Raw genomic sequence first — 22,789 nt, 5'->3', positions numbered from 1 at the left:
GGCGGGGGCCGAGGAACGGGATTTCTCCCTCAAGTTGCCCGCGACTATCGGGGCGAGGACGTTAACAAATCCTTACCGGGCCGGCAGAAACTTTACGAATCCGTACCACAGCTGAAGTTTAGGTAAATTTGTCCGTTCAGCTTTCGTTTACCATCATGGCTTGACCATCTGCATCAGCTTGCCAACTCGGGCAGATCCCTGAACAGGTCCAGCGCCTCGGGATTGGCCAGCGCCTCCTTGTTCTTGACCGCGCGGCCATGGACGACGTCGCGCACGGCAAGTTCGGTGATCTTGCCGGATTTGGTGCGCGGAATGTCGGTGACGGCGACGATGCGGGCCGGGACATGGCGCGGGCTGGCGCCGGTGCGGATTTTTGCACGGATACGCTTTTCCAGAGCTTCGTCCAGGGCAACGCCAGCCGCCAGCCGCACGAAAAGCACCACTCGCACGTCATTGTCGAAGTCCTGGCCGATGGCGAGCGCCTCGAGGATTTCCGGCATCCGCTCGACCTGGTTGTAGATCTCGGCCGTGCCGATCCTGACCCCGCCGGGATTGAGGGTGGCGTCCGAACGGCCGTGAATGACGATACCGTCATGATCGGTCCATTCCGCGAAGTCGCCATGGCACCAGACATTGTCGAAGCGCTCGAAATAGGCGCCGTGATATTTTTTGCCTTCAGGGTCGTTCCAGAATCCGATCGGCATGGCCGGAAACGGTCGGGTGCAGACCAGTTCGCCCTTCTGTTGCCGGACAGGCTTGCCGTCGTCGTCCCAGACATCGACCGCCATGCCCAGTCCCGGCCCCTGGATCTCGCCTTCCCACACCGGCTCGGTCGGAACGCCCAGCACGAAGCAGGAAACGATATCGGTGCCGCCCGAGATCGAGGCCAGGTGCACGTCGCGCTTGATACCTTCGTAGACGAAGCGGAAATCTTCCGGCGACAGCGGCGAGCCTGTCGAGGAGATGGTGCGCACGCTGGCGAGATCGTGGCTGCCAATGGGTTTCAGCCCGGCCTTGCGCACCGAATCGATGAACTTGGCCGAGGTGCCGAAATAGGTCATCTTCTCGGCGTCGGCGTAGTCGAACAGCACGTTGCCGTCCGGATAGAATGGCGAGCCGTCGTAAAGCAGAAGGGTCGCACCCGTCGCCAGTCCGGTCACCAGCCAGTTCCACATCATCCAGCCGCAAGTGGTGAAGTAGAAGAAGTGGTCGCCCTCGGCCAGCCCGGCATGCAGCCGGTGTTCCTTGACGTGCTGGATCAACGTACCGCCGGCGGAATGCACGATGCATTTGGGAATGCCGGTGGTGCCCGACGAGAACAGGATGAACAGCGGGTGCGAGAACGGCAGCCGCTCGAACGTCACCTCCTTGATGGCGAAAGGTTCGATCGCCGCGTAAAGGGCGGCGGCCTTGTCGATCGACGACGCGACGTCGTCCGAGGTGCCGAGATAGTCGACGATCAGCACCTTTTTCACGCTGGCAAGCTTCGCCGCCACCGCAGCGACCTTGTCGGCCACCTCGATGGCCTTGCCGTTGTACCAATAGCCGTCGGGGGCGATGAACACCACCGGCTCGATCTGGCCGAAGCGGTCGAGCACGCCCTGTTCGCCGAAGTCGGGCGAACACGACGACCAGACCGCGCCGAGCGAGGTTGCGGCCAGCATCGCGGCAATCGCTTCGGGCATGTTCGGCATCATTGCAGCGATGCGATCGCCCTGCTTGACGCCAAGAGAGACGAAAAGCTGCTGCAGGCGCGAGACCAGCGCGTGCAGTTCGTTCCACGACAGCCGCCGCTCGACCTTGTCCTCGCCGCGAAACACCATCGCCGTGCCCGGCCCGCTGGTGCCGAGAAGGTTCTCGGCATAGTTAAGCCTGGCCTCGGGGAAGAACCGCGCACCGGGCATCCGGTCGCCATCGGCAAGCACGGAGCCGCCCTTGTCGCCGATCACGCCGCAGAAGTCCCAGACCAGGTCCCAGAAAGCCTCGGGTTCGGCAACCGACCACGCATGCAACGCGCCATAGGAGGCAAGCTCGCGCCCGGCACGCGTCTCGGCTTTCGCGGCAAATGCCGTCAGCGGTGAAGCCTCGATGCGCTCCGCGCTCGGCTCCCACAAGGGCATTGTTGTGGTCATGATCTGTCCTCCATTCGCGCCGTAGCGTGTCCTGAACAAAGGCAGCGGCGCGTCACATGTCTGCCGGCCCGGTTAAGCACACCGTGGCGCGACAGGGCAAGCATATGTGCGGGCACGGGGCGTCGATGTGGGCAATGCGCCTTGGCGAGGTCATAAAGACTTGAAATGCATCCGACACCGGTTACACCTTGCGTCGGCTTGGCGGAACGCAAAGAAGGGGCGAGATGCCATCAACCTGGATACGACGAGGCGTATGGGCGGCCGGCTTTGTCGTGATCGTCGCGACACTGGTGTTCGTGGCGCTTCCCTTCATCGCCTCGACCCGGATCGTGCGCGACCGCATCGCCTGGGAGATGAGCGCGTGGAGCGGCTATCGCGTCACCATCGCCGGCGCTCCGCACATTGAGGTCTGGCCACAGTTCCGCGCCATCCTGACGCAAGTCGCGCTGTCGCAATGGACCGATGCAAACGAGCGGCCGGTGGTCGCAGCCGAGCGCGTCGAGATCGGCCTGTCGGCGATGGCCGCCTTGCGCGGCGATGTCGTGTTCTCTTCGGCTCGCCTGATCCGCCCCACGCTCAGGGTCGAGCGCACGGCCAAGGGCCTTTACATGCCGCCCTTGCCGGAAGGCGGCCGCATCAACCGCTCCATCGACACTGCGCGCGCGCTGTTGAGCGCCGATCCCGCCAACCCCGATATCGGCAGGTTGCCCGCCGATGCGCTGGGCCTGCTGGAATTTCGCGACGGCCGAATCGTTGCTGCGGTCAACGGCAAGGAAGAAGAGATCGTCACCAGCCTGACCGGGCAGGCGAACTGGTCGACGCTGAACAGCGGCGCATCGTTGTCGGCCTCGGGAATCTGGCATGGCGAAAGCGTGACCCTCGACGCTGCTTCGGCCAAACCGCTCCTGCTTGCCGCCGGCGGCCCCGCCCCCGTCACCCTCAATTTGAAGGCGGCGCCCGCCAATCTCTCTTTCGAAGGGACGGCCAGCCTGTCCGCCAATGCCTATGTCGACGGGCAGTTGAAATTCTCGGCGCCGTCGCTGCGGCGCATGCTGGATTGGTCGGGCGCCGGCATCGCGCCCGGAGCCGCCATCGGCTCCGTTTCCATTTCGAGCAAGGTCGCAGGCAGCGCCGGCCGCGTGAAATTCGACAGCGCCGAGATCGTCCTCGACAAGAACCCCGGCATGGGCGCGCTCGATTTTGCCATTGCCGAGGGGCGGCCGGTCATTTCCGGCACACTCGCCTTCGAAACGCTCGACCTCGTTTCATTCCTGTCCGCCTTCACGCCGCTTTCTTCGCCGGCCGGCCAGGTCTCCGGCGAGATCGACCCCTCCTTCGCTGATCGGCTCAACCTGGACCTCAGGCTGTCGGCGGCGCGTGCAACCGCAGGCGCCATCACGCTGGCCGAGGTCGCGGCCACCGCGCAGGTCAAGAACGGGCTCGCCGCCTTCGACGTGTCGGATGCCGCCGCTTTCGGAGGCCATGTCCAGACCAGCCTGCGCTTCGACCGCAATCCAGGCGGCACCCAGGTCGAGATGCGGCTGCTTGCCTCGGACATCAATGGCGGGGCTTTCGGCGAGGCGGCCGGCATGGCGCGATTGATGCCGACCGGGACAGGAACCGTCTCCATCATCCTGAAAGGCCCCGGCAAGGGCTGGAACTCGATCCTCGAAAATGCCGACGGCTCGATATCGGCGACGTTCGGGCCTGGCTCGCTGACCGGCCTGAACCTGCCGGCATTCCTGAAACGCAACTCCGAGCGCGGCTTCTTCCCGCTCGACGACGTCGACGACGGCACCGTGGCGATCGACGGCGCCGAGTTGAAGGCGAGCATCGCCAAGGGCGTCGTGCGCATCGACAAGGCGCAGGCCACATCCGGCAAGTCGCGGCTATGGCTGACCGGCATCATGCCCTATGCGGGGCGCGGCCTTGCCCTGTCCGGCGGCATCGCCCCGACGACCCCCGCAGCCGCCCCGAAGGATAGCGAAAGCGTGGCAGCCGCAAACGCGAACCAGACGCAATTCTTCGTCGGCGGCAGCTGGAGCAGGCCGTTCATCTCGCCGATAACGCCAGCAATCCCAGTCGAATAATCTGGTGCATGTCGGAAAACGACTTGCATAGAAACCGGTAACTGGAGCGCGCCGGCGAATCTGAAAGATCGCGACGCGCGCTCTGGCGCTTCATGGTCAGACAGGAAGCGGGTCAAGCCCGCTGTGCGGCCTGCTCGTCGCGTCGCCGCTGCACTTCACGCTGCTTGTTGACGATCGACGCGGCAATGACGCCGACGGCAACGATGGCGATCAGGATGGTGCAGGCCGCGTTGATCTCCGGCGTCACGCCAAGGCGCACCTGGCTGTAGATCTTCATCGGCAGCGTCGTTGCGCCCGGCCCCGATGCGAAGCTTGCGATGACGAGGTCGTCGAGCGAAAGCGTGAAGGCCAGCATCCAGCCCGAAATCACCGCCGGCGCAATCACCGGCAAGGTGATCTGGAAGAAGGTCTTCACCGGCGGCGCGCCAAGATCCATAGCCGCCTCTTCCAGCGACCGGTCGAAGGTGAGCAGGCGCGATTGCACCACCACCGCAACGAAGCACATGGAAAAGGTGATGTGGGCCAGCGTGACGGTAAGGAACCCGCGGTCGAGGCCGACGGCGACGAACAGCAACAGCAGCGACAGGCCAGTGATCACTTCGGGCATCACCAGCGGTGCGAACACCATGCCGGTGAACAGCACCCGGCCCCTGAAGCGCGTGTAGCGGGTCAGCACCAGGGCGGCCAGCGTGCCCAGCACCGTCGCCACCGAAGCCGAGACCAGCGCGACGCGGATAGTTACCCAGGCCGCATCCATCAAGCCCTGGTTCTGGAACAGCGACGCATACCATTTGGTCGAGAAGCCACCCCACACGGTGACGAGCTTGGAGGCGTTGAAGGAGAAGATGACAAGCAGCACGATCGGCAGATACAGGAACGCAAAGCCCAGCACGATCGAGGTGATGTTGAAGCGGCTCCAGGTCGTGTTCATGTCAGCGATCCTGTTCCTGCGCCTTGGCCTGCGCATGCTGGAAGAGCACGATCGGGATGACCAGGACGAGCAGCAATATGGTGGCCACCGCCGAAGCGACCGGCCAGTCGCGGTTGTTGAAGAATTCGTTCCAGAGCGTGCGGCCGATCATCAGGGTCTGCGATCCGCCGAGCAGGTCGGGAATGACGAATTCGCCCACCGCCGGGATGAACACCAGAAGACAGCCGGCGATCACGCCGGGCAGCGACAGGGGAAAGGTGATCTTCCAGAAGGCGCTGATCGGCGGACAACCCAGATCGTTGGCGGCTTCGATGAGCGAATTGTCCATCTTCTCGAGCGTCGAATAGAGCGGCAGCACCATGAAGGGCAGGTAGGAGTAGACGATGCCGATGAAGATGGCGGTGTAGGTGTTGAGGATGATCAGCGGTTCCGAGACGACGCCGACGCCTATCAGGAACTGGTTGAGCAGGCCCTCCGGCTTCAGGATGCCGATCCAGGCATAGACGCGGATCAGGAACGAGGTCCAGAACGGCAGGATGACCAGCATCAGCAGCGTGGGCCGCAGCGAGGCCGGAGCGCGCGCCATGCCATAGGCGATCGGATAACCGACCAGCAGCGTCAGCACCGTCGAAATTCCGGCGATGACGACACTGGAGACATAGGCGTTGAAATAGAGCGCGTCTTCGGTCAGCCACAGATAGTTGTCGAAGCTCAGCTCTTTCAGCGAACCCAGAAGACCGGAGATACCGCCGCCCAGGTCGAGGGTCGGCATGTAGGGTGGCATCGAGATCGCCGTCTGCGACAGCGATATCTTGAACACGATGACGAACGGAACGAGGAAGAAGAACAGCAGCCAGCAATAGGGAATGATAATGACCAGGCGCGCTGCCAGGCCCGAGATGATCCGGGACAGGCGCGACTTGTTTTCTCCGGCTGGTGCGTTGACCGAAACTGAGGCGGCGGCATTGGTCATAACCGCCCCCTAGCGCGTCAAGACGACACCGGCGTCCGGCCGGAAGGAGACCCATGCGCGATCACTCCAGGTCAGCGGGTCGTCAACGGTACGGGACGCGTTCATGGTGCTGGCGCGAACCACCTGCCCGTCTTCCAGCTTGACGTGATAGACCGTCATGTCGCCGAGATAGGCGATGTCGTAGACTTCGCCTTCAAGCGCGTTGACCGCGTCGGCCGGCTTCCTGGACGAGACCTTGATCTTTTCCGGGCGTATGGCGAAGGCCACGCTGGCGCCCGCCGTGGCGTCGCCGGCGTTTTCTACGAGGATTTCGGCCCCGGTCGATCCGGTGATCCGCGCCGTCTTTTCGGTGCGCTCGGCGACCGACCCCTCGAACATGTTGACGTTGCCGACGAAGCCGGCGACGAAACGCGAGTTGGGGGCCTCATAAACCTCGGCCGGCGTCGCCACCTGCATGACTTCGCCCTTGTCCATGATGGCGATGCGGTCGGCCATCGTCATCGCCTCTTCCTGGTCGTGGGTCACGACGACGAAGGTGAGGCCGAGTTCCTGCTGCAGGTCCATCAGTTCGAACTGGGTTTCCTCGCGCAGCTTCTTGTCGAGCGCGCCGAGCGGCTCGTCGAGCAACAGCACTTTCGGGCGCTTGGCGACCGAACGGGCCAGTGCGACGCGCTGGCGCTGCCCGCCCGACAATTGGTGCGGCCTGCGCTGGGCGAAGTGCTCGAGCTTGACCAGCTTGAGCATCTCGGCGACCCGCGCGTCGATGTCGGCCTTGGCCATGCCGTCCTGCTTCAGGCCGAAGGCGATGTTCTTCTCCACCGTCATATGCGGAAACAGCGCATAGGACTGGAACATCATGTTGACCGGCCGCCGATACGGCGGAATCCCCCGCAAATCCTGGCCGTCGAGCAGGATGCGGCCTTCCGTCGGCTCCTCGAATCCGGCGAGCATTCTGAGCAGGGTCGACTTGCCGCAACCGGACGCGCCCAGCAGCGCGAAGAATTCGCGCTCGAAGATCGCCAGCGACAGATTGTTGACGGCGGTGAAGTCGCCGAAACGCTTGGTGACGTTTTCAAAGCGGATATACGGCTTGGTATCCGGATCGTTCCACGGTGCAAAATCCCTGCGTATACTGCCCAGTGACTTCATGTCCCGCTCCGTCCCTGCACGCCCGCCCGGGCGCTCTACGCTGGTGGCAAGAGCCCCGGCGGGATATCGCCGGGGCTCTGATTGTGTCGGTTATTGACCGGTCACGACCTTGGTCCAGCTGCGCGTGAACAGGCGCTGGGTCTTCGGGTCAAGCGATGTGTTGACGAACAGCTTGGCCAGCACGTCCTCCGGCGGATAGACAGCCGGGTCTTCGCGCACCTCGGCATCGAGGAATTCCTGCGATGCCTTGTTGCCATTGGCATAATAGACGTAGTTCGAAGACTTGGCGATGACTTCAGGCCGCATCATGTAGTTGAGGAACTCATGCGCCTCGGCTGGATGGGGTGCGTCGGCCGGGATCGCCATCTGGTCGAACCACATCTGCGTGCCTTCCTTCGGAATGGCATAAGCGAGTTCGACGCCGTTCTTGGCTTCGTCGGCGCGGTCGCGGGCCTGGAAGACGTCACCCGACCAGCCGACCGCCACACAGATGTCGCCGTTGGCGAGGCCGTTGATGAACTCCGAGGAATGGAACTTGCGCACATATGGGCGCACCTTGAGCAGTGCCTCCTCGGCTTTCGCGACGTCCTCGGCCTCATGGCTGTCCGGGTTGAGGCCGAGATAAGCCAGCACGACGGGGATCATGTCGGTCGGCGAATCGAGGAAATTGATGCCGCAGTCCTTGAGCTTGGCGGCCTGTTCGGGATCGAACACGGCCTTCCAGCTATCGATGCTGTCGGTGCCGAGCGCTTCCTGCACCTTCTTCACATTGTAGCCGATGCCGACCGTGCCCCACATGTAGTTGATGGAATATTCGTTGCCGGGGTCGAAGATCTGGGTGCGCTCGGAAACGATGTCCCACATGTTCTTCAGATTGGGCAGCTTCGACTTGTCGAGCTTCTGGTAGACGCCGGCCTGAATCTGGCGGGAGAGGAAGCTTCCGGTCGGCACCACCACGTCATAGCCGCTGCCGCCTGCCAGAAGCTTGGTTTCCAGGATCTCGTTGGAATCGTAGACGTCGTAGACGACCTTGATGCCGGTTTCCTTGGTGAAATCCTCTATGATCGAGGAGTCGATATAGTCCGACCAGTTGTAGACATTGACCACGCGCTCCTGCGCCTGTGCTCCGAAAGCAAAGGACGCAGCCGCCAGAACGGTTGTGGCGAGAAGCCATGTTGCCTTGTTATTCATTCGATTCTCCCTTGATGAATGTTCCCTTGCCGGTTCGCGGCGATGCCGCAACCGGTCTACATGTGCCTAATTCTATTGAGCTTTTTGGCTCCTAACAAGCAGCAATTGGCCGCAGTGGGAGAGCCTTTCCGGGCAGCACGGGCAATGTGTCCGGCTGCCGCCGGATTTTGCCTGAGGCCGCGCAACGGCGCTGTTCCAGTGCTGGCGCAGGCGCGAGATCGATGATTTCGGCCAGCCGCCAGCGGACTGGTTGGAACAAGGGGCAAGATGAGCCTGTCTCGTTGTTGCCTTCCCGCACAGCCTGCCCGGCGCGTCGATGACTTGTCAATGGCTAAGCGGAGCGGCGCTGCGATGGCCCTTCACAAAACAGCGACCGCGTGGCGGTCAGTTGGGGGATGGCAATCCGCTGACGCCGGGGCGCGAGGGCTGCGTCTGCCGCTTGAATTCGAGTGCCAGATGGATAAGCAGCGCGGCGAAAACCACAGTGCCGCCGACGATGGTACGGCTGGAGGGAACCTCCGCATGCGCCAGCCAGACCCAGATCGGGCCGAGCAGCGGCTCGAAGGTGCCGAGCAGTGCTGCCATCGCCGCCGGGATCATGCGGGCGCCGGTCGCAAAGCAGGCGAGGCCAAGGCCGAGATTGACGACGCCGAAGGCGAACAGGAAACCCATGTCATGGGCCGACACCATCAGCGTCGAGGCCTGGCTCAGGGCAAAAGCGGCGGCAAGCATGGTGCCAAGGCAGGTGGCGGGCGTCATGCGCACATGCGCGAAGCGCCGCGTGATGACGGTTGCCGTTGCAAACAGGACCGCAATCAGCAGCGCCAGCCCGTCGCCGACCGGAGACACCGCGCCGCCGAGCGATTCCGACACCATGATACCGACGCCGGCGATGACCGCCGCAATGGCGATCCATGTGGCGGTCGACACTTTTTCGCGAAAGGCGATCCAGGCAAACAGCGCCGCCATCAGCGGCACGCCGGCCTGCATGAGCAGGATGTTGGCAACCGTCGTATAGGCCAGCGCCACCACGAAACTGGTCGAGGCGGTAGCAAAGCATAGTGCTACGGCAAAGCCCGGCAACCCCATGTCGCGGAACAGCTTCAGCGTGCCCCGCCCTCCGTCACGCCAGGCCATGAAGCAGAGCAGGAAGGCCGCCGCCCATATCGAGCGCCAGAACACCACGGTCCAGCTGTCGGCGATGTCGATATAGCGGGCGATCGCACCGCCAAAGCTCCACATCAGAGCCGACAGGAACACGAGCAAGACGCCGCGGCGTTCGTCGCGCGGCGCAAGCGCCGGGCCGGATTGTACTGGACTGGAGACGACTTCGGTCATGGCGGCGGTTTCAAAAAAGAGAGCGGATATGCCGTCGGCGGCCGGTTGTGATGCGGTCTGGATAACGCAAACCGCAGGCGCTTGCGTGATCCACGCGCTGTTCGTGGTTGTGGCAATGCGCCCGGCCGATCGGCCCAACCCGTGGGCCGGATCCAGCCTACTGGAAGTCGAAGGCCGAAAGCCCCGTCACCATCTCGTCGAGGCCGAGCGGACGGGTCACCGGGGGGGCCGCGCGCGACAGGCAGCCCGGCCGCTCGCACAGCCGGCAGGCGGCGCCGACCGGGGTGGTGGCGACCGCTCCTTGTCCAGCCTTGCCGGCCGCAGCAATGAGTGCCGCGCCATAGACGACCTCATCCTTGAAGGCGATGTCGCAACCGAGCAGCAGCGCCGTGCGGCGCGGCCGCTCGTTGAAGGCCCCTTGCGGGCCTTCCAGCGTGCGGGCCACGCACAGGAATTCCGCCCCGTCCGGCATCTCCACCGCCTCGACGAAGATCTGGCCGGGCTGCGTAAAGGCGGCATGCACCGGCAGCTTGGGGCAACCGCCGCCGAAGCGGCTGTGCGGAAAGCCGAGGCTGCCGGCCTTGCGGAACGGGTGGCCGGCATTGTCGATCTCGAGCATGAAGAACGGCACCCCGGCGCTGCCCTGCCTTTGCAGCATGGTCAGCCGGTTGGCGGCCTGCTCGAACGACACGCCGAAGCGCGAACGCAAAACGTCGATGTCGTAGCGGGACCGGTTCGCTGCCGCCAGGAACGGCTGATAGGGCATCATCAGCGCATGCGCGCCATAGCGGCCAAGCTCGAAACGGGCCAGCCGCCGCGCCTCGTCGCTCGACAGCTTGAGCCCCTGGATCTCGCCGGCGACGGCCACCGTTATGCGGATCAGGCAGGCTTCCATCGCCACTTCGCGCAACTGGTCGAAGGGCGACAGCCGCTCGGACAGGAACAGGCGCTGCGAATGGCGGTCGTAGCGGCGGCGCCAGTTGGGCATGGTGGCCACCGGCAGCACCTTGACGACGATGCCGTATTCGCGCTTCAGCCACGCCTTCAGCGCCCCGAACAGGTCGTCGCCCGGATCGAGCACGCTGGTGAAGGCCTCAGCCTCTTCCTCGATATTGGCGAAATGGTTCGCCCGCCGCTCGAAGACCTCATGCACCTCGTCGATCGGCAGCCTTGCACCGGAAAGGGCCGTGCCACGCCCTTCATGCGCCAGAAGTTCGTTGAGGTCGGACAGGCGTTCGGCCTGCTCGCGATAGGCGCGGTAGAGCTTGACGATGGCCGCCGCAGCGTTGGGCGCGGCCTCGGCGACCTCGACCAGTTCCTGGTCGCCGGGCAGTTCGCCGGCCAGCAGCGGGTCGGAAAACGCTTCCTTCAGCGCCGCGATCGAGCCGCGCGCCTCCCCTTGCAGTTCGTCGGGCTCGACCTTGTAGACGGAAGCCAGCTTCAGGATCAGCTGAACCGTCAGCGGCCGCTGGTTGCGCTCGATCAGGTTGAGATAGGACGGCGAAATGCCGAGCCCCTCCGCCATCGCCGTCTGGGTCAGCCCCTTGGCGTTGCGGATGCGGCGGATACGCGGCCCGGCGAAGATCTTCTGTTCGGCCATGCCTGTCGCCCTACATTCCGGCTTTACAGCAATTTACAAAATTTGACCGACCCGAAGACCAGCAACGTCTTTTACACCTTTTACAAATTTACAACGCCCTAATGTCAAAGGCAACACAGATTTTCCTTTATTTTTCGGCCTTTCATACTGTTTTTCTCGCTCTTTTCGCGGCGCAATGTAAAGACAGTCATATCGATGCATCATCAATCCGGGCTGCGGAAGTGGTGCTTTCCTTTCAAGGCAAGATAGCTGGAGCCGCAAATGACTGATTTTTACAACCTCGTCCCATCCGCATCGGAAGGCCGCTTCGACGGTATCGAGCGCCCCTATTCCCCGGAAGACGTGAAGCGGCTGCGCGGCTCGGTGCAGATCAGGCACACGCTGGCCGAGAACGGCGCCAACCGGCTGTGGAAGCTCATCCATGAGGAATCCTTCGTCAATGCGCTCGGCGCCATGACCGGCAACCAGGCCATGCAGCAGGTGCGTGCCGGCCTGAAGGCCATCTATCTGTCGGGCTGGCAGGTCGCGGCGGACTCCAACACCGCTTCGGCGATGTATCCCGACCAGTCGCTCTATCCGGCCAACGCCGCGCCCGAACTGGTCAAGCGCATCAACCGCACCTTGCAGCGCGCCGACCAGATCGAGGTTTCCGAGGGCAAGGGCCTGTCGGTCGACACTTGGTTCGCGCCGATCGTCGCCGACGCGGAAGCCGGCTTCGGCGGCCCGCTCAACGCCTTCGAGATCATGAAGGCGTTCATCGAGGCGGGTGCCGCCGGCGTCCACTTCGAAGACCAGCTCGCGTCGGAAAAGAAGTGCGGCCATCTCGGCGGCAAGGTCCTGATCCCGACCGCTGCCCACATCCGCAACCTCAATGCCGCCCGCCTTGCAGCGGACGTCATGGGCACGCCGACCTTGATCGTTGCCCGTACCGACGCGGAGGCCGCCAAGCTGCTCACCTCGGACATCGACGAGCGCGACCAGCCTTTCGTCGATTACGATGCTGGACGCACGGTGGAAGGCTTCTACCAGGTGCGCAACGGCATCGAGCCGTGCATTGCCCGCGCCATCGCCTATGCGCCGAATTGCGACCTGATCTGGATGGAAACCTCCAAGCCGGATCTGGGGCAGGCAAGGAAGTTCGCGGAAGCGGTGCAAAAGGCCCATCCGGGCAAGATGCTGGCCTACAACTGCTCGCCGTCGTTCAACTGGAGGAAGAACCTCGACGACGCCACCATCGCCAAGTTCCAGCGCGAACTGGGCGCCATGGGCTACAAGTTCCAGTTCATCACGCTGGCTGGCTTCCACCAGCTCAACTTCGGCATGTTCGAGCTGGCGCGCGGCTACAAGGATCGCCAGATGGCGGCCTATTCGGAGCTGCAGGATGCCGAGTTCGCGGCGGAAGCCAATGGCTACACGGCGACCAAGCACCAGCGCGAAGTGGGCACCGGCTATTTCGACGCCGTGTCGCTCGCCATCACCGGCGGCCAGTCGTCGACGACGGCAATGAAGGAATCGACCGAGCAGGCACAGTTCAAGCCGGCTGCGGAATAACCACCAGCGACGCCCAAAAGGGTCGTCAACCCAGGGAGAACCGAAATGGCTTCGATCAGCCGCGTCAAGGAAAGGGCCGAGGAACAGTCCTCGACCATGAATACCGATCAGCAGGCGACAATCCGCATGCTGGCCAACGACCTGCACCGCCTCAACCAGTCGGTTATGAAGGCCGTCGAAGCCGGCGTTTCCGTCGAACTGGTGCGCTCGGCCCGCCACCATGGCGGCGACGGCAACTGGGGCGACCTGCTGATCCCGGTCATCGTGACGCAAAGTCATAGCTGAGCCGACATCGTTTCCACGATCGGGAACCGGTCAGGATTTGTTAATCACCCGCGCGTTTCACGCGCGGGTGATTTCATTTTGGGCGATCTAGACCCTATAGACATAGGTGATGGAATTTGCCTTACTCGCCCCGCTGGCGAAAGCGCTGCGGCCCGTTCCATTGGTTCTTGACACAGGTTACCGTATCAACCAAAGGTTACATAGATTTCAACCCTTAATTGAATGTTTGGTGTAGTCGCCTTGCCTACGCATACCTCCGATCGAAACGACGAAGCTTCCAGAGCCGCGCGAGGCGCGACAGGGCCACTGGTCGTGGACATGTCGAAAATCCTGATTGTCGGCAAATCCCGGATCAATCAGGTGGTGGTTTCAAAAATCATCGAGAGATTGGGGCTGAAGCCGACCTCGGAAACGCCCGAGACCGCAGCGAAAGTGCTGCTGGCCCTGGTGCCCGGCGCGATTGTGCTCGACGGCGGGCCCGACAACAAGGACTGCGAGGCCTTGATGCCGGCGATTGCGGCGTTGCGGCAAGCCTCCGGCCAATCGAGGCCTTCGGTGATCCTGCTTTCAAACCGCAACGGCACGCCTGAAAACCTGTCGCTGTCCGGCCTGATCGATGTCGTCGTGGCCAAGCCCATCACCTCCGACCGGCTGCAACCGGTGCTGAACCGGCTGATCGTGTACGGCCACGCCTGAGGCCGCGCCGGGACTGCCTACGGCTCGGCGCGCATCCTGAGGGATGCATAGTAGCGACTTATCTCTTTGTTTGAGCATTGGATTTTCCGAAAGCCGGATTCCACTTTTCGGTCCGATACTCTAAACAAAGCGCATAAAACGCGCAGCGAATCCGAAAGATCGCGACGCGCTTTGGATTTCCGCAAAGGAGCAGTGCGATGAGCATCGATGAGCTTCTCGATTCGGCGGCCCCCGAAGGCACCGTGCCTGCCATCACCATTCGCCGCCCCGACGACTGGCATATCCATCTGCGCGACGGCGCCATGCTCAAGGCCGTGCTGCCGTTCACCGCCGCCCAGTTCGCGCGCGGCATCGTCATGCCCAATCTGGTGCCGCCGGTCACGACCGTTGCCGGCGCCGCGGCATACCGCGACCGCATCCTGGCGGCGCGGCCGTTCGGTTCCGACTTCCAGCCCTTGATGACATGCTATCTCACCGATCGCACCAGGCCGGATGAGATCGAGAAGGGTTTTGCCGAGCGCGTCTGGATCGCCGCCAAGCTCTATCCGGCCGGGGCCACCACCAATGCCCATCATGGCGTGACCGATCTTGTTGCGCTCGCCCCGGTGCTGGAGCGGATGGAAAAGATCGGCATGCCGGTGCTGGTCCACGGCGAATCGACTGACCCGCAAGTCGATATCTTCGATCGCGAAGACGTGTTCATGGAACAGAGCCTGTTGCCGCTCATCAAGCGTCACCAGGGCCTGAAGATGGTGATCGAGCATGTCACCACCGCCGGCACCGTCGACATCGTGCGGGCGCACGCGCCGCGTGTCGCCGGCACCGTCACCCCGCATCACCTGGTCATCAACCGCACATCGATCTTCCAGGGCGGCTTGCGCCCGCACCTCTATTGCCTGCCAGTGGCGAAGCGCGAAAGCCACCGCCTTGCGCTGCGCAAGGCGGTCACCTCAGGTGAAAGCTGCTTCATGATCGGCACCGATACGGCCCCGCATGTGCGCGGCGCCAAGCAGGCCGAGTGCTGCTCCGCCGGCATTTTCGGCGGCGTCACCGCCTTGCAGACCTATGTGCAGGTGTTCGAAGAGGAAGGCGCGCTGGATCGCTTCGAGGCCTTCGCATCGCTGAACGGCGCCCGCTTCCATGGCCTGGAGCCGAATGCCGGCACGGTCACCCTGCTCAAGCGCCCGGCCAGCGTGCTTTCAGCCGTTGCGGTGGACGACCAGGAGGTCGTCGTTTTTCGCGGCGGCGAAGTGATGCCCTGGTCGATCGGTACGGTGACGGCCTGAGACCTTTTCCGAAATGGATGCACGTATCGTAGGGTGCGCCTGAAACTCAGGTCAGGGCGAGCCGGAATCGAAGATGGGCGCGTAGCGTCCAAACTAGCGGCTTTCGAGAACCGGAGCGCAGTGTACGTTTGGTACATGAGCACCGGAAGCGCAGAAAGCCGCCATTTGCAGGCCACCATCATCTGAATCTATCCGCCCATTCCACTTCTCGGCAGTTTGATGAGTTCTTCGAAGCGGGCGCGCAGCTTTTCGTCGACGACACGCGGGACATGGCGCGGGAAGCGCTCGGCAAGCACGCGTTTTTTCTCGGCTATCGCCCGCATCAGGATATCGGGCCGGCCCTTCTCGTTCCATTCCTTGGGTGAGAAGCGGTCGCCCACCGCCGGATAGAAATATTCGGTCTGCATCAGCCTCAGCGTCTGCTCGTTGCCGAGATAATGGCCGGGACCGCTCAGGCAGACCTCCGAAATGGTATCGACCGACAGCGCTTCGTCGCTGACCTCGAGACCCCGCACGCAGCGCAGGCAGTGGCCGAGCATGTCGTTGTCGATGATCAAGCTTTCAAGACAGAAGCCGAGCAGCGAGGCATGCATGCCGGCCGATTCATAGACGAGGTTGAGCCCGGCCAGACCCGCCATCACATTGGTGATGCCCTTCTCGTAACCCGCCTGGATATCGGGCAGCTTGGAATCCGACATGCCGGCGGCGGAACCGCCGGGCAGGTCGTAGAATTGCGCCATCTGGGCACAGGCGGCAGACAGCACCGCCTGTTCCGCCGAACCGCCCGACATGGCGCCGGTCCTGAGGTCGGAGACGAACGGCCAGGTGCCGAAGATCGCCGGATGGCCGGGTTTCAACGCATTGACATAGATGAGGCCGACCAGCACTTCGGCCACCGCCTGCACGACCGCGCCGGCTATTGCCGCCGGTGCCGTCGCGCCAGCCTGGCCAGCCGACAGAAGCAGGATCGGAATGCCGCCTTCGACGCAGGCTTCGAGCACGCCGCAGGCGTCCTCGGCGAATTTCATCGGCGGCACGACGAAGCAGTTCGAATTGGAGACGAACGGCCGGGCGCGGAAATTGTCCTCGCCGCCGGCGATCGCATAAAGCAGGTCGAGGGCCGGCTTGACGTTCTCGCGCACCGTGAACGACGTGCCGACATGTTTCGAGGTGCCCATCACGCAGGCGTAAAGCGTGTTGAAGTCCATTTCGAGCGGGTCGGGAATATCGCGCGGCACCATCGGGCGCTGGAAGAAATGGATGTTGTCCAGCCCTTCCACGAGGCGGGCGGCATCGTAGATGTCCTGCAGCAGCGACTCGCGATACTGCCGTTTCTCCACATCGACCAGATGCACGGCAGCGCCGGCGGTGCCGTAGTGAACGCGCGTGCCCTGGATCACCATGTCGTGCTTGGGGTCCTGGCCGTGAAGCGTGAAATGCCGCGCGGCGCGCTTGATGGTGTCGAGCACCAGGTTGCGCGGAAAGCGGAGACGCCCGTCCTCGCCCAGCGTTGCCCCAGCCCGCGTCAAGGCCTCGATGCATGAGGGAATGGCGTTGGCGAAGCCGACCGTTTCAAGAACGGTGAGAACCGCTTCGTGGATTCGTTCGAGGTCGTTCTGGTCCAACGGCTTGTACCTGCCGCCTTCCAATCCGGGCCGGATCGGCCTGACATCGTCGGCCAGCGGGGCGGCCCGCATGGCGCGCCTGGCTTCACGGCCGCCGGCCCGGCGCGAACGCTGGTCCGCGCCTTCTTCCTGCTTTTCAGCGATTGCCGACATGGCTGGCTCCTCCTGGTTTCCGCAAAGCCATGCCTCGATGGTTGGTCCACCGCTTGCCGGCTTTCTTCCCTTATAGGAGGGCGACTATGCTCCAGCCATCGACCCGGACCATGAGCCAGCACATTGCACCAGATGGGCCAGGAAAGCGCCTCCCGATACCCCGGGGTCCGGACTCAATCAGCGGTCGAAATGGAAGCGGCGCGCGGCTGGATCAGGCGGCCGCCGGCCGGCGCCCCGCCGCCGTGGCGAGTTCGCGGATGCCCGGTTCGATATGCTGGAGCGCAATGGAGGAAATACCCAGCCGCATGAACCGCGACGGCTTGTCGTTCTGGTCGAAGAAGCGCCCGCCCGGCTCGATGATGACGCTGCGGCTGGCTGCGGCGGCAGCAAGGTCGCGCGCGTCGATCCCGCGCGGCCCCTCCAGCCACAGCGACGTTCCGCCGGCCGAATCGGTCGGGCGCCATTCGGGCAGGAAGGCGGAAATGGCGTGGACCAGCCGCTTGCGGCGCTCCTCGAAGGCCGACGACAGCCGCCGCACCAGCGCCTCATGATGACCGAGCGACAAAAACAGCGCCACGGCGCGCTGGTTGTTGGCCGGCGGATGCCGCAATATGAAGCGCCGCAGCGCCCGCAATTCGGCGATCAGGTCGGCGGAGGCCACGATGTAGCCAAGACGCAGGCCAGGTGCCAGCGTCTTCGACATCGAGCCGACATAGACCACGCGCCCGGAGCGATCGACGCTCTTCAGCGCCTGCTGCGGCGCTTCGTCGAGCAACTGGCTGTCGTAGCCATCCTCGATGATGATCTGGTTGTTGCGGTTGGCGCGCGCCAGCAGATCCTGCCGCCGTTCGTCGGACAGCGGCACCATGGTCGGGCAGTGGTGGCTGGGCGTCACGAAGACGAAGCCGGCATCCGAGGGAATGGCGCTGGTCACGATGCCGGACTGGTCCACCGGCACCGGCAGCGTCTGCGCGCCGGCCAGCCGGAAGATCGAGCGCGCATCCGGATAGCCCGGATCTTCCATCGCCACCTTGGAGCCCTTGGTCATCAAGAGCGTCGCCAGCATGTAGAGGGCGTTTTGCGCGCCCAGCGTGACGATGATCTCGTCGGGATTGGCGAAGATGCCGCGCCGCGGCAACAGCCGTGCCTGGATCTGCTCGATCAACAGCGGGTCGTCGCGGTCCACCATGTCGGAGGCCCAGCTGCGGATTTCCAGCACCGCCAGCGCCATGCGGTTGCATTCGCGCCATTCGGCTGTCGGAAACAGCGCCGGGTCGAACTGGCCGTAGACGAACGGATAGGACGACTTGATCCAGTTTTCGTGCTTGGCCGGCGGCGGCATGTCGCTGGCCGCGATCTGGCGGCGCGCCTTCCAGTCGATCTCGTTGGCCTGCTCGGGAGCCTTCTGCGGCCTTGCCGGCGTCGCCAGCACTTCGGGGTTGACGAAATGGCCGCGCCGTTCGCGGGCGACAAGGAAACCCTGGTCCACGAGCTGCTGGAAGGCCAGCACGACCGTACCGCGCGCCACGCCGAGTTTCTCCGCCAGGATGCGGCAAGACGGGAGCGGCATGGAGGCGGCGATCTGCCGGTCCAGGATGGCCGCGACGATCGCCTGCCTGATCTGCGCCTGGAGGGTTTGGCCGGATTCCGCCGAAATGCGGAACAAGCCCGACCATATGGCCGTGTCATTTCGCTGTGGCATGGGCGTTTCCTCGGTCGTCAGTCCCTGGGGGTCAAAATCTGGGTGGTCAGTCTTTTCCATTTTGGTGGACCAGTCGAATGTGCCGTGGCACAAACAATTAAGCCAATCAATTTTTCTGATCGCTAGGATTTATGCCAGTGATCGATGGCCATGCGGCCAGCACGCTTTCGGCATTCGGAAATGCTATTCAATCGATTGAAATTCAACTAGACAGAATGCCTCAAGCCTCGCCGCAGGCGGGCGAGGTCTGCTAGACTGCCTCGCGAACGATCGGAGCCTCCTCGTGGACACATCATCTTTCCAGGAAAACCTTGCCGCGTTGCGCGCCCATCGAGCAGCAACGGCGGGCGACATGCGCACGGCCTTCGCCGCCGATCCGAAGCGCTTCACCCGCTTTTCCGCCACCGACGGCGACCTTCTGCTCGACTGGTCGAAATGCGCCGTTGATCGAACGACGATGGACCTGCTCGGCAAGGCAGCGGCCGCCGCCGATGTCGAGGGTCGGCGGGCGGCGATGTTTTCCGGCAAGCACATCAACCTGACCGAGGACCGCGCCGTGCTGCACACGGCGTTGCGCAATTTTTCCGGCAACGGCCTCACCGTCGACGGCCAGGACGTGCGGGCCGACGTCATCGCCGTGCTCGACGCGATGAGCGCCTTTGCCGAGGCGGTCCGCTCCGGCAAAGCCAAGGGGGCAACCGGCAAGGCAATCACCGATATCGTCAATATCGGCATCGGTGGCTCCGATCTCGGCCCGGCCATGGCGACGCTGGCGCTGGCGCCCTACCATGACGGCCCGCGCGCGCATTACGTGTCGAACATCGACGGCGCCCACATCCATGATACGCTGAAGGGCCTCGATGCCGAGACGACGCTGTTCATCATCGCCTCCAAGACCTTCACCACCGTCGAGACGATGACCAATGCCGAGACCGCCCGGCGCTGGATCGAGCGCGCGCTCGGCCCCGACGCTGTCGGCAGGCATTTCGCCGCCGTCTCCACCGCGCTCGACCTCGTCGCCAAATTCGGCATCGCGCCCGAACGCGTGTTCGGCTTCTGGGACTGGGTCGGCGGCCGCTATTCGGTGTGGGGGGCGATCGGCCTGCCGGTGATGATCGCCGTCGGACCGAAGAACTTCCGAGCCCTGCTCGCCGGCGCGCATGAGATGGACGAGCACTTCCGCACCGCGCCGCTGATGGAGAACCTGCCGGCGTTGCTTGGCCTCGTCGGTTGGTGGCACCGGGTGGTGTGTGACTATCCGGCCCGCGCCGTCATTCCCTATGACCAGCGCCTGTCGCGCCTGCCGGCCTATCTGCAGCAGCTCGACATGGAATCGAACGGCAAGAGCGTCACGCTGCAAGGCGGTCCCGTTGCTACCCCCACCGGGCCGCTGGTGTGGGGCGAGCCCGGCACCAACGGCCAGCACGCCTTCTTCCAGCTTCTGCATCAGGGCACCGACACCATCCCGGTCGAGTTCCTCGCCGCTGCCAGCGGCCACGAGCCGGAGCTGAGGCACCATCATGACCTGCTGCTCGCCAATTGCCTGGCCCAGTCCGAAGCGCTGATGAAGGGCCGCACTCTGGAGGAAGCGCGCGCCCAGATGCTGGCCAAGGGCATGAAACCCGAACAGGTGGAGAAGATCGCGCCGCACCGGGTCTTTTCCGGCAACCGGCCCTCTGTCACCATCCTCTACAAGAGCCTCGACCCGCGCACGCTCGGCCGCCTGATCGCGCTCTACGAGCATCGCGTTTTCGTGGAGGGCGTGCTTTATGACATAAACTCGTTCGACCAGTGGGGTGTCGAACTGGGCAAGGAACTGGCGACGCAGCTTCTGCCTGTCGTCGAGGGCAAGCAGGATGCCGCAGGCAGAGATGCCTCGACGGCGGGTCTGGTGGCATGTATCCACCGTTTGAGGGGGTAGGTTTGGCGGACATCAAAGGCATATTGTTCGACAAGGACGGCACCCTTGTCGACTTCAACGCGACATGGTCGGGCGTTGCCGACTTCATGGCGCTCGAGGCTGCCGAAGGCGACAGGGCGCAGGCCGACAGACTGCTTGCGGCAGCCGGCCTCGATCCGCAAACTCGCCGCTTCAAGGCGGATTCGGTGTTCGCCGCCGGCACCAATCTCGATGTGATCGAACTGTGGTTGCCGCATCTTTCACGGGCGCAACAGAGCGAAGCGGTGGCGCGGTTCAACGCCATCACCACCGAACAGGGGGCTGCGATGGCGGTGGCCCTGCCGGGCATCGTCGACGCGCTGGCCGCGCTCCACGCCAGGCCCTACCGGCTGGGCGTCGCCACCAACGATTCCACGCTCGGCTGCGAAAGGACGCTGGCGGCCCTTGCCATCGCGCAACTGTTCGACGCCGCCTATGGCTACGATGCCGTCGCCAACCCGAAACCGGCGCCGGACACCGTCGTGGCCTTTTGCGATCTCACCGGGCTGAAACCTTCCGAGATCGCCATGGTCGGCGACAACCGCCACGATCTCGAAATGGCACGCGCCAGCGGCTGCGGCCTCGCGATCGGGGTTCTTTCCGGCACCGGCACGCGCGAAAGCCTCGCGCCGATCGCCGATGTCGTGCTGGGCTCGGTTGCCGAACTGCCGGGCTTCCTGGCCGCAGCCAGATAGAGCCGGCCCCGCCGGCGCGTGAAAGCGGGGCGCCGGCCGATCAGGTTCCCGCGACTCGCTTCAAGCCTTCGTCCTGATACATGCCGCTGTCCCGAAACCGGTTCCCACTTTCAGGGGCGGCCTGCATCAGTCCTGCAGCAGGCCGATGATGTCGCGCACCGAGCGCATCGTCTTTTCGGCCAGTACGCCGGCGCGTTCGCCGCCATCCTTCAGCACGGCATCGACATAGGCGCGGTCGGCGGAAATGCGGCGCATCTCGCCGGCCACCGGCGCAAGCCTGTCCACCGCAAGGTCGGCCAGCGCCGGCTTGAAGGCGGAAAACTGCTGGCCGCCATATTGCTTCAGCACAGCCTCTTTCGTGATCTCGGCAAGGCCGGCATAGATGCCGACGAGGTTTTCCGCCTCGGGGCGGCCCGCCAGGCCGTCGACCTCGCCCGGCAAGGCATCCGGGTCGGTCTTGGCCTTCTTGATCTTCTTGGAGATGGTGTCGGCATCGTCGGTCAGGTTGATGCGCGACAGGTCCGACGGATCCGACTTCGACATCTTCTTGGAACCGTCGCGCAGGCTCATGATGCGCGCCGCCGGACCACCGATCACCGGTTCGGTAATCGGGAAGAAGCCGTTGACGGTCTCGTCGCCAACCTTCATCTCGACGCCGACGCCAAGTTCGGCGATGCGGCCGGAGAAGTCGTTGTTGAACTTCTGGGCGATGTCGCGGGTCAGTTCCAGATGCTGCTTCTGGTCTTCGCCCACCGGCACATGGGTGGCGCGGTAGACGAGGATGTCGGCCGCCATCAGGCTCGGATAGGCCAGCAGGCCGAGCGAGGCGTTCTCGCGGTCCTTGCCGGCCTTGTCCTTGAACTGCGTCATGCGGTTCATCCAGCCGATGCGCGCCACGCAGTTGAATATCCAGGCAAGCTCGGCGTGCTGCATCACCCGGCTCTGGTTGAAGACGATGTGCTTGTTCGGATCGATGCCCGAGGCAAGGAACGCGGCGGTGATCGAGCGGGTCTGGTCCTTGAGGTCCTCATGCACCAGTTGCGCGGTCAGCGAATGCAGGTCGACGACACAGTAGATGCAGTCCGAAGTCTCCTGCAGGGCGACGAATTTCTTGATGGCGCCGAGATAATTGCCGAGATGCAGGTTTCCCGTCGGCTGTACGCCGGAAAAGACGAGCGGCTTGAAGGCGGTCATAATGTCCCCGTGGCTTGTGGAGGGCCGTTCGAGCATGTCCCCCGGGTCTCGGACCTTCCGGACAGGATAGTGCGGCTGGAAAACCCGCGCGGCGAAATTGTTCGACGGCGCGCTTATGAACGATGGCAAGGGCGCGATCAAGAGGGCCGGAGCGAAGTAGGTCGCACGCTGTCTTGGCCGGCAACCGCGTGATACGATACCCATCCCGGGAACGTTTTTGCCCGCATGTCATCCAATGGCTCGGACGGAGGAATTCTTC

General features: G+C 63.8%; 17 protein-coding genes. 7 read left to right on the top strand and 10 right to left on the bottom strand.

All coding sequences use genetic code 11. The annotated features are described in order from the left end of the window. Positions 1 to 173 precede the first annotated feature (173 nt). A complete protein-coding gene (locus tag ASD64_RS18640) occupies positions 174 to 2,132 on the bottom strand; it encodes an acetoacetate--CoA ligase (RefSeq protein WP_056108238.1) in 1,959 nt (652 codons plus the stop codon). A gap of 224 nt (positions 2,133 to 2,356) precedes the next feature. Between ASD64_RS18640 and ASD64_RS18635 the strand changes: the two genes are divergently transcribed. Further along, on the top strand, positions 2,357 to 4,222 hold the full coding sequence (locus ASD64_RS18635; protein ID WP_056108236.1) for an AsmA-like C-terminal region-containing protein: 1,866 nt from the start codon (positions 2,357 to 2,359) through the stop codon (positions 4,220 to 4,222). A gap of 112 nt (positions 4,223 to 4,334) precedes the next feature. Here the strand turns inward: ASD64_RS18635 and ASD64_RS18630 are convergent, their stop codons facing one another. The 6 genes from ASD64_RS18630 to ASD64_RS18605 all read right to left on the bottom strand — a co-directional run bounded on the left by ASD64_RS18630 (position 4,335) and on the right by ASD64_RS18605 (position 11,404). After that, the gene (locus ASD64_RS18630; protein WP_056108233.1) at positions 4,335 to 5,153 is read right to left on the bottom strand and encodes an ABC transporter permease subunit; all 819 of its coding nucleotides are present in this window, start codon (positions 5,151 to 5,153) and stop codon (positions 4,335 to 4,337) included. A gap of 1 nt (position 5,154) precedes the next feature. Beyond that, the gene (locus ASD64_RS18625; protein ID WP_056108229.1) at positions 5,155 to 6,126 is read right to left on the bottom strand and encodes an ABC transporter permease subunit; all 972 of its coding nucleotides are present in this window, start codon (positions 6,124 to 6,126) and stop codon (positions 5,155 to 5,157) included. A 9-nt stretch (positions 6,127 to 6,135) separates the two neighbouring features. Beyond that, positions 6,136 to 7,275, bottom strand: coding sequence for an ABC transporter ATP-binding protein (locus ASD64_RS18620; RefSeq protein ID WP_056108226.1), 1,140 nt, complete (start codon positions 7,273 to 7,275; stop codon positions 6,136 to 6,138). Between the two features lie 90 nt (positions 7,276 to 7,365). After that, positions 7,366 to 8,466: a polyamine ABC transporter substrate-binding protein gene (locus ASD64_RS18615; RefSeq protein ID WP_056108223.1), complete on the bottom strand. Its 1,101-nt coding sequence runs from the start codon at positions 8,464 to 8,466 to the stop codon at positions 7,366 to 7,368. Positions 8,467 to 8,850: 384 nt separating this feature from the next. Further along, on the bottom strand, positions 8,851 to 9,804 hold the full coding sequence (locus ASD64_RS18610) for a DMT family transporter (protein WP_056108520.1): 954 nt from the start codon (positions 9,802 to 9,804) through the stop codon (positions 8,851 to 8,853). 157 nt (positions 9,805 to 9,961) lie between these two features. Further along, the gene (locus ASD64_RS18605) at positions 9,962 to 11,404 is read right to left on the bottom strand and encodes a helix-turn-helix domain-containing protein (protein ID WP_056108218.1); all 1,443 of its coding nucleotides are present in this window, start codon (positions 11,402 to 11,404) and stop codon (positions 9,962 to 9,964) included. Between the two features lie 261 nt (positions 11,405 to 11,665). Between ASD64_RS18605 and aceA the strand changes: the two genes are divergently transcribed. The 4 genes from aceA to pyrC all read left to right on the top strand — a co-directional run bounded on the left by aceA (position 11,666) and on the right by pyrC (position 15,222). After that, positions 11,666 to 12,955 (top strand): isocitrate lyase, encoded by a 1,290-nt coding sequence (gene aceA / locus ASD64_RS18600; RefSeq protein WP_056108215.1) that lies wholly within the window; start codon positions 11,666 to 11,668, stop codon positions 12,953 to 12,955. A 45-nt stretch (positions 12,956 to 13,000) separates the two neighbouring features. Beyond that, positions 13,001 to 13,240, top strand: coding sequence for a hypothetical protein (locus ASD64_RS18595; protein ID WP_056108211.1), 240 nt, complete (start codon positions 13,001 to 13,003; stop codon positions 13,238 to 13,240). 318 nt (positions 13,241 to 13,558) lie between these two features. Next, positions 13,559 to 13,936 carry a response regulator gene (locus ASD64_RS18590; protein WP_244480853.1) on the top strand — a complete coding sequence of 126 codons (378 nt, stop codon included), beginning with the start codon at positions 13,559 to 13,561 and terminating at the stop codon, positions 13,934 to 13,936. Between the two features lie 197 nt (positions 13,937 to 14,133). Beyond that, positions 14,134 to 15,222: a dihydroorotase gene (gene pyrC / locus ASD64_RS18585; protein WP_056108206.1), complete on the top strand. Its 1,089-nt coding sequence runs from the start codon at positions 14,134 to 14,136 to the stop codon at positions 15,220 to 15,222. A gap of 188 nt (positions 15,223 to 15,410) precedes the next feature. Here the strand turns inward: pyrC and ASD64_RS18580 are convergent, their stop codons facing one another. Then, the gene (locus ASD64_RS18580) at positions 15,411 to 17,000 is read right to left on the bottom strand and encodes a trimethylamine methyltransferase family protein (RefSeq protein WP_056108203.1); all 1,590 of its coding nucleotides are present in this window, start codon (positions 16,998 to 17,000) and stop codon (positions 15,411 to 15,413) included. Between the two features lie 211 nt (positions 17,001 to 17,211). Then, entirely contained in the window at positions 17,212 to 18,702 is a 1,491-nt protein-coding gene (locus ASD64_RS18575; RefSeq protein ID WP_056108200.1) for a PLP-dependent aminotransferase family protein, read from the bottom strand. 283 nt (positions 18,703 to 18,985) lie between these two features. On the opposite strand from ASD64_RS18575, the gene pgi reads away from it, so the two are divergent. Together pgi and ASD64_RS18565 are read left to right on the top strand one after the other, a co-directional pair. After that, the gene (pgi, locus tag ASD64_RS18570; RefSeq protein ID WP_056108197.1) at positions 18,986 to 20,623 is read left to right on the top strand and encodes a glucose-6-phosphate isomerase; all 1,638 of its coding nucleotides are present in this window, start codon (positions 18,986 to 18,988) and stop codon (positions 20,621 to 20,623) included. Between the two features lie 2 nt (positions 20,624 to 20,625). After that, the gene (locus tag ASD64_RS18565) at positions 20,626 to 21,336 is read left to right on the top strand and encodes an HAD family hydrolase (RefSeq protein WP_056108194.1); all 711 of its coding nucleotides are present in this window, start codon (positions 20,626 to 20,628) and stop codon (positions 21,334 to 21,336) included. Between the two features lie 126 nt (positions 21,337 to 21,462). Here ASD64_RS18565 and trpS read toward each other — a convergent pair whose 3' ends face one another. Next, on the bottom strand, positions 21,463 to 22,530 hold the full coding sequence (gene trpS / locus ASD64_RS18560) for a tryptophan--tRNA ligase (protein WP_056108191.1): 1,068 nt from the start codon (positions 22,528 to 22,530) through the stop codon (positions 21,463 to 21,465). Positions 22,531 to 22,789 lie beyond the last annotated feature (259 nt).

The sequence above is a fragment of the Mesorhizobium sp. Root157 genome, from assembly GCF_001427385.1.
Classification (GTDB): Bacteria; Pseudomonadota; Alphaproteobacteria; order Rhizobiales; family Rhizobiaceae; genus Mesorhizobium.
The sequence above is the reverse complement of the archived record's forward strand: the minus strand, read 5'-3'. Positions and strand labels throughout refer to the sequence as shown.

Excerpts from the sequence above, each read along its gene's own strand:
- ASD64_RS18615 (WP_056108223.1), bottom strand. The coding sequence starts at position 8,466 with ATGAATAACAAGGCAACATGGCTTCTCGCCACAACCGTTCTGGCGGCT.
- ASD64_RS18630 (WP_056108233.1), bottom strand. The coding sequence starts at position 5,153 with ATGAACACGACCTGGAGCCGCTTCAACATCACCTCGATCGTGCTGGGC.
- aceA (WP_056108215.1), top strand. The coding sequence starts at position 11,666 with ATGACTGATTTTTACAACCTCGTCCCATCCGCATCGGAAGGCCGCTTC.
- ASD64_RS18625 (WP_056108229.1), bottom strand. The coding sequence starts at position 6,126 with ATGACCAATGCCGCCGCCTCAGTTTCGGTCAACGCACCAGCCGGAGAA.
- ASD64_RS18605 (WP_056108218.1), bottom strand. The coding sequence starts at position 11,404 with ATGGCCGAACAGAAGATCTTCGCCGGGCCGCGTATCCGCCGCATCCGC.
- ASD64_RS18620 (WP_056108226.1), bottom strand. The coding sequence starts at position 7,275 with ATGAAGTCACTGGGCAGTATACGCAGGGATTTTGCACCGTGGAACGAT.
- ASD64_RS18580 (WP_056108203.1), bottom strand. The coding sequence starts at position 17,000 with ATGTCGGCAATCGCTGAAAAGCAGGAAGAAGGCGCGGACCAGCGTTCG.
- ASD64_RS18590 (WP_244480853.1), top strand. The coding sequence starts at position 13,559 with ATGTCGAAAATCCTGATTGTCGGCAAATCCCGGATCAATCAGGTGGTG.
- pyrC (WP_056108206.1), top strand. The coding sequence starts at position 14,134 with ATGAGCATCGATGAGCTTCTCGATTCGGCGGCCCCCGAAGGCACCGTG.
- ASD64_RS18575 (WP_056108200.1), bottom strand. The coding sequence starts at position 18,702 with ATGCCACAGCGAAATGACACGGCCATATGGTCGGGCTTGTTCCGCATT.
- ASD64_RS18635 (WP_056108236.1), top strand. The coding sequence starts at position 2,357 with ATGCCATCAACCTGGATACGACGAGGCGTATGGGCGGCCGGCTTTGTC.
- ASD64_RS18640 (WP_056108238.1), bottom strand. The coding sequence starts at position 2,132 with ATGACCACAACAATGCCCTTGTGGGAGCCGAGCGCGGAGCGCATCGAG.
- trpS (WP_056108191.1), bottom strand. The coding sequence starts at position 22,530 with ATGACCGCCTTCAAGCCGCTCGTCTTTTCCGGCGTACAGCCGACGGGA.
- ASD64_RS18610 (WP_056108520.1), bottom strand. The coding sequence starts at position 9,804 with ATGACCGAAGTCGTCTCCAGTCCAGTACAATCCGGCCCGGCGCTTGCG.
- ASD64_RS18595 (WP_056108211.1), top strand. The coding sequence starts at position 13,001 with ATGGCTTCGATCAGCCGCGTCAAGGAAAGGGCCGAGGAACAGTCCTCG.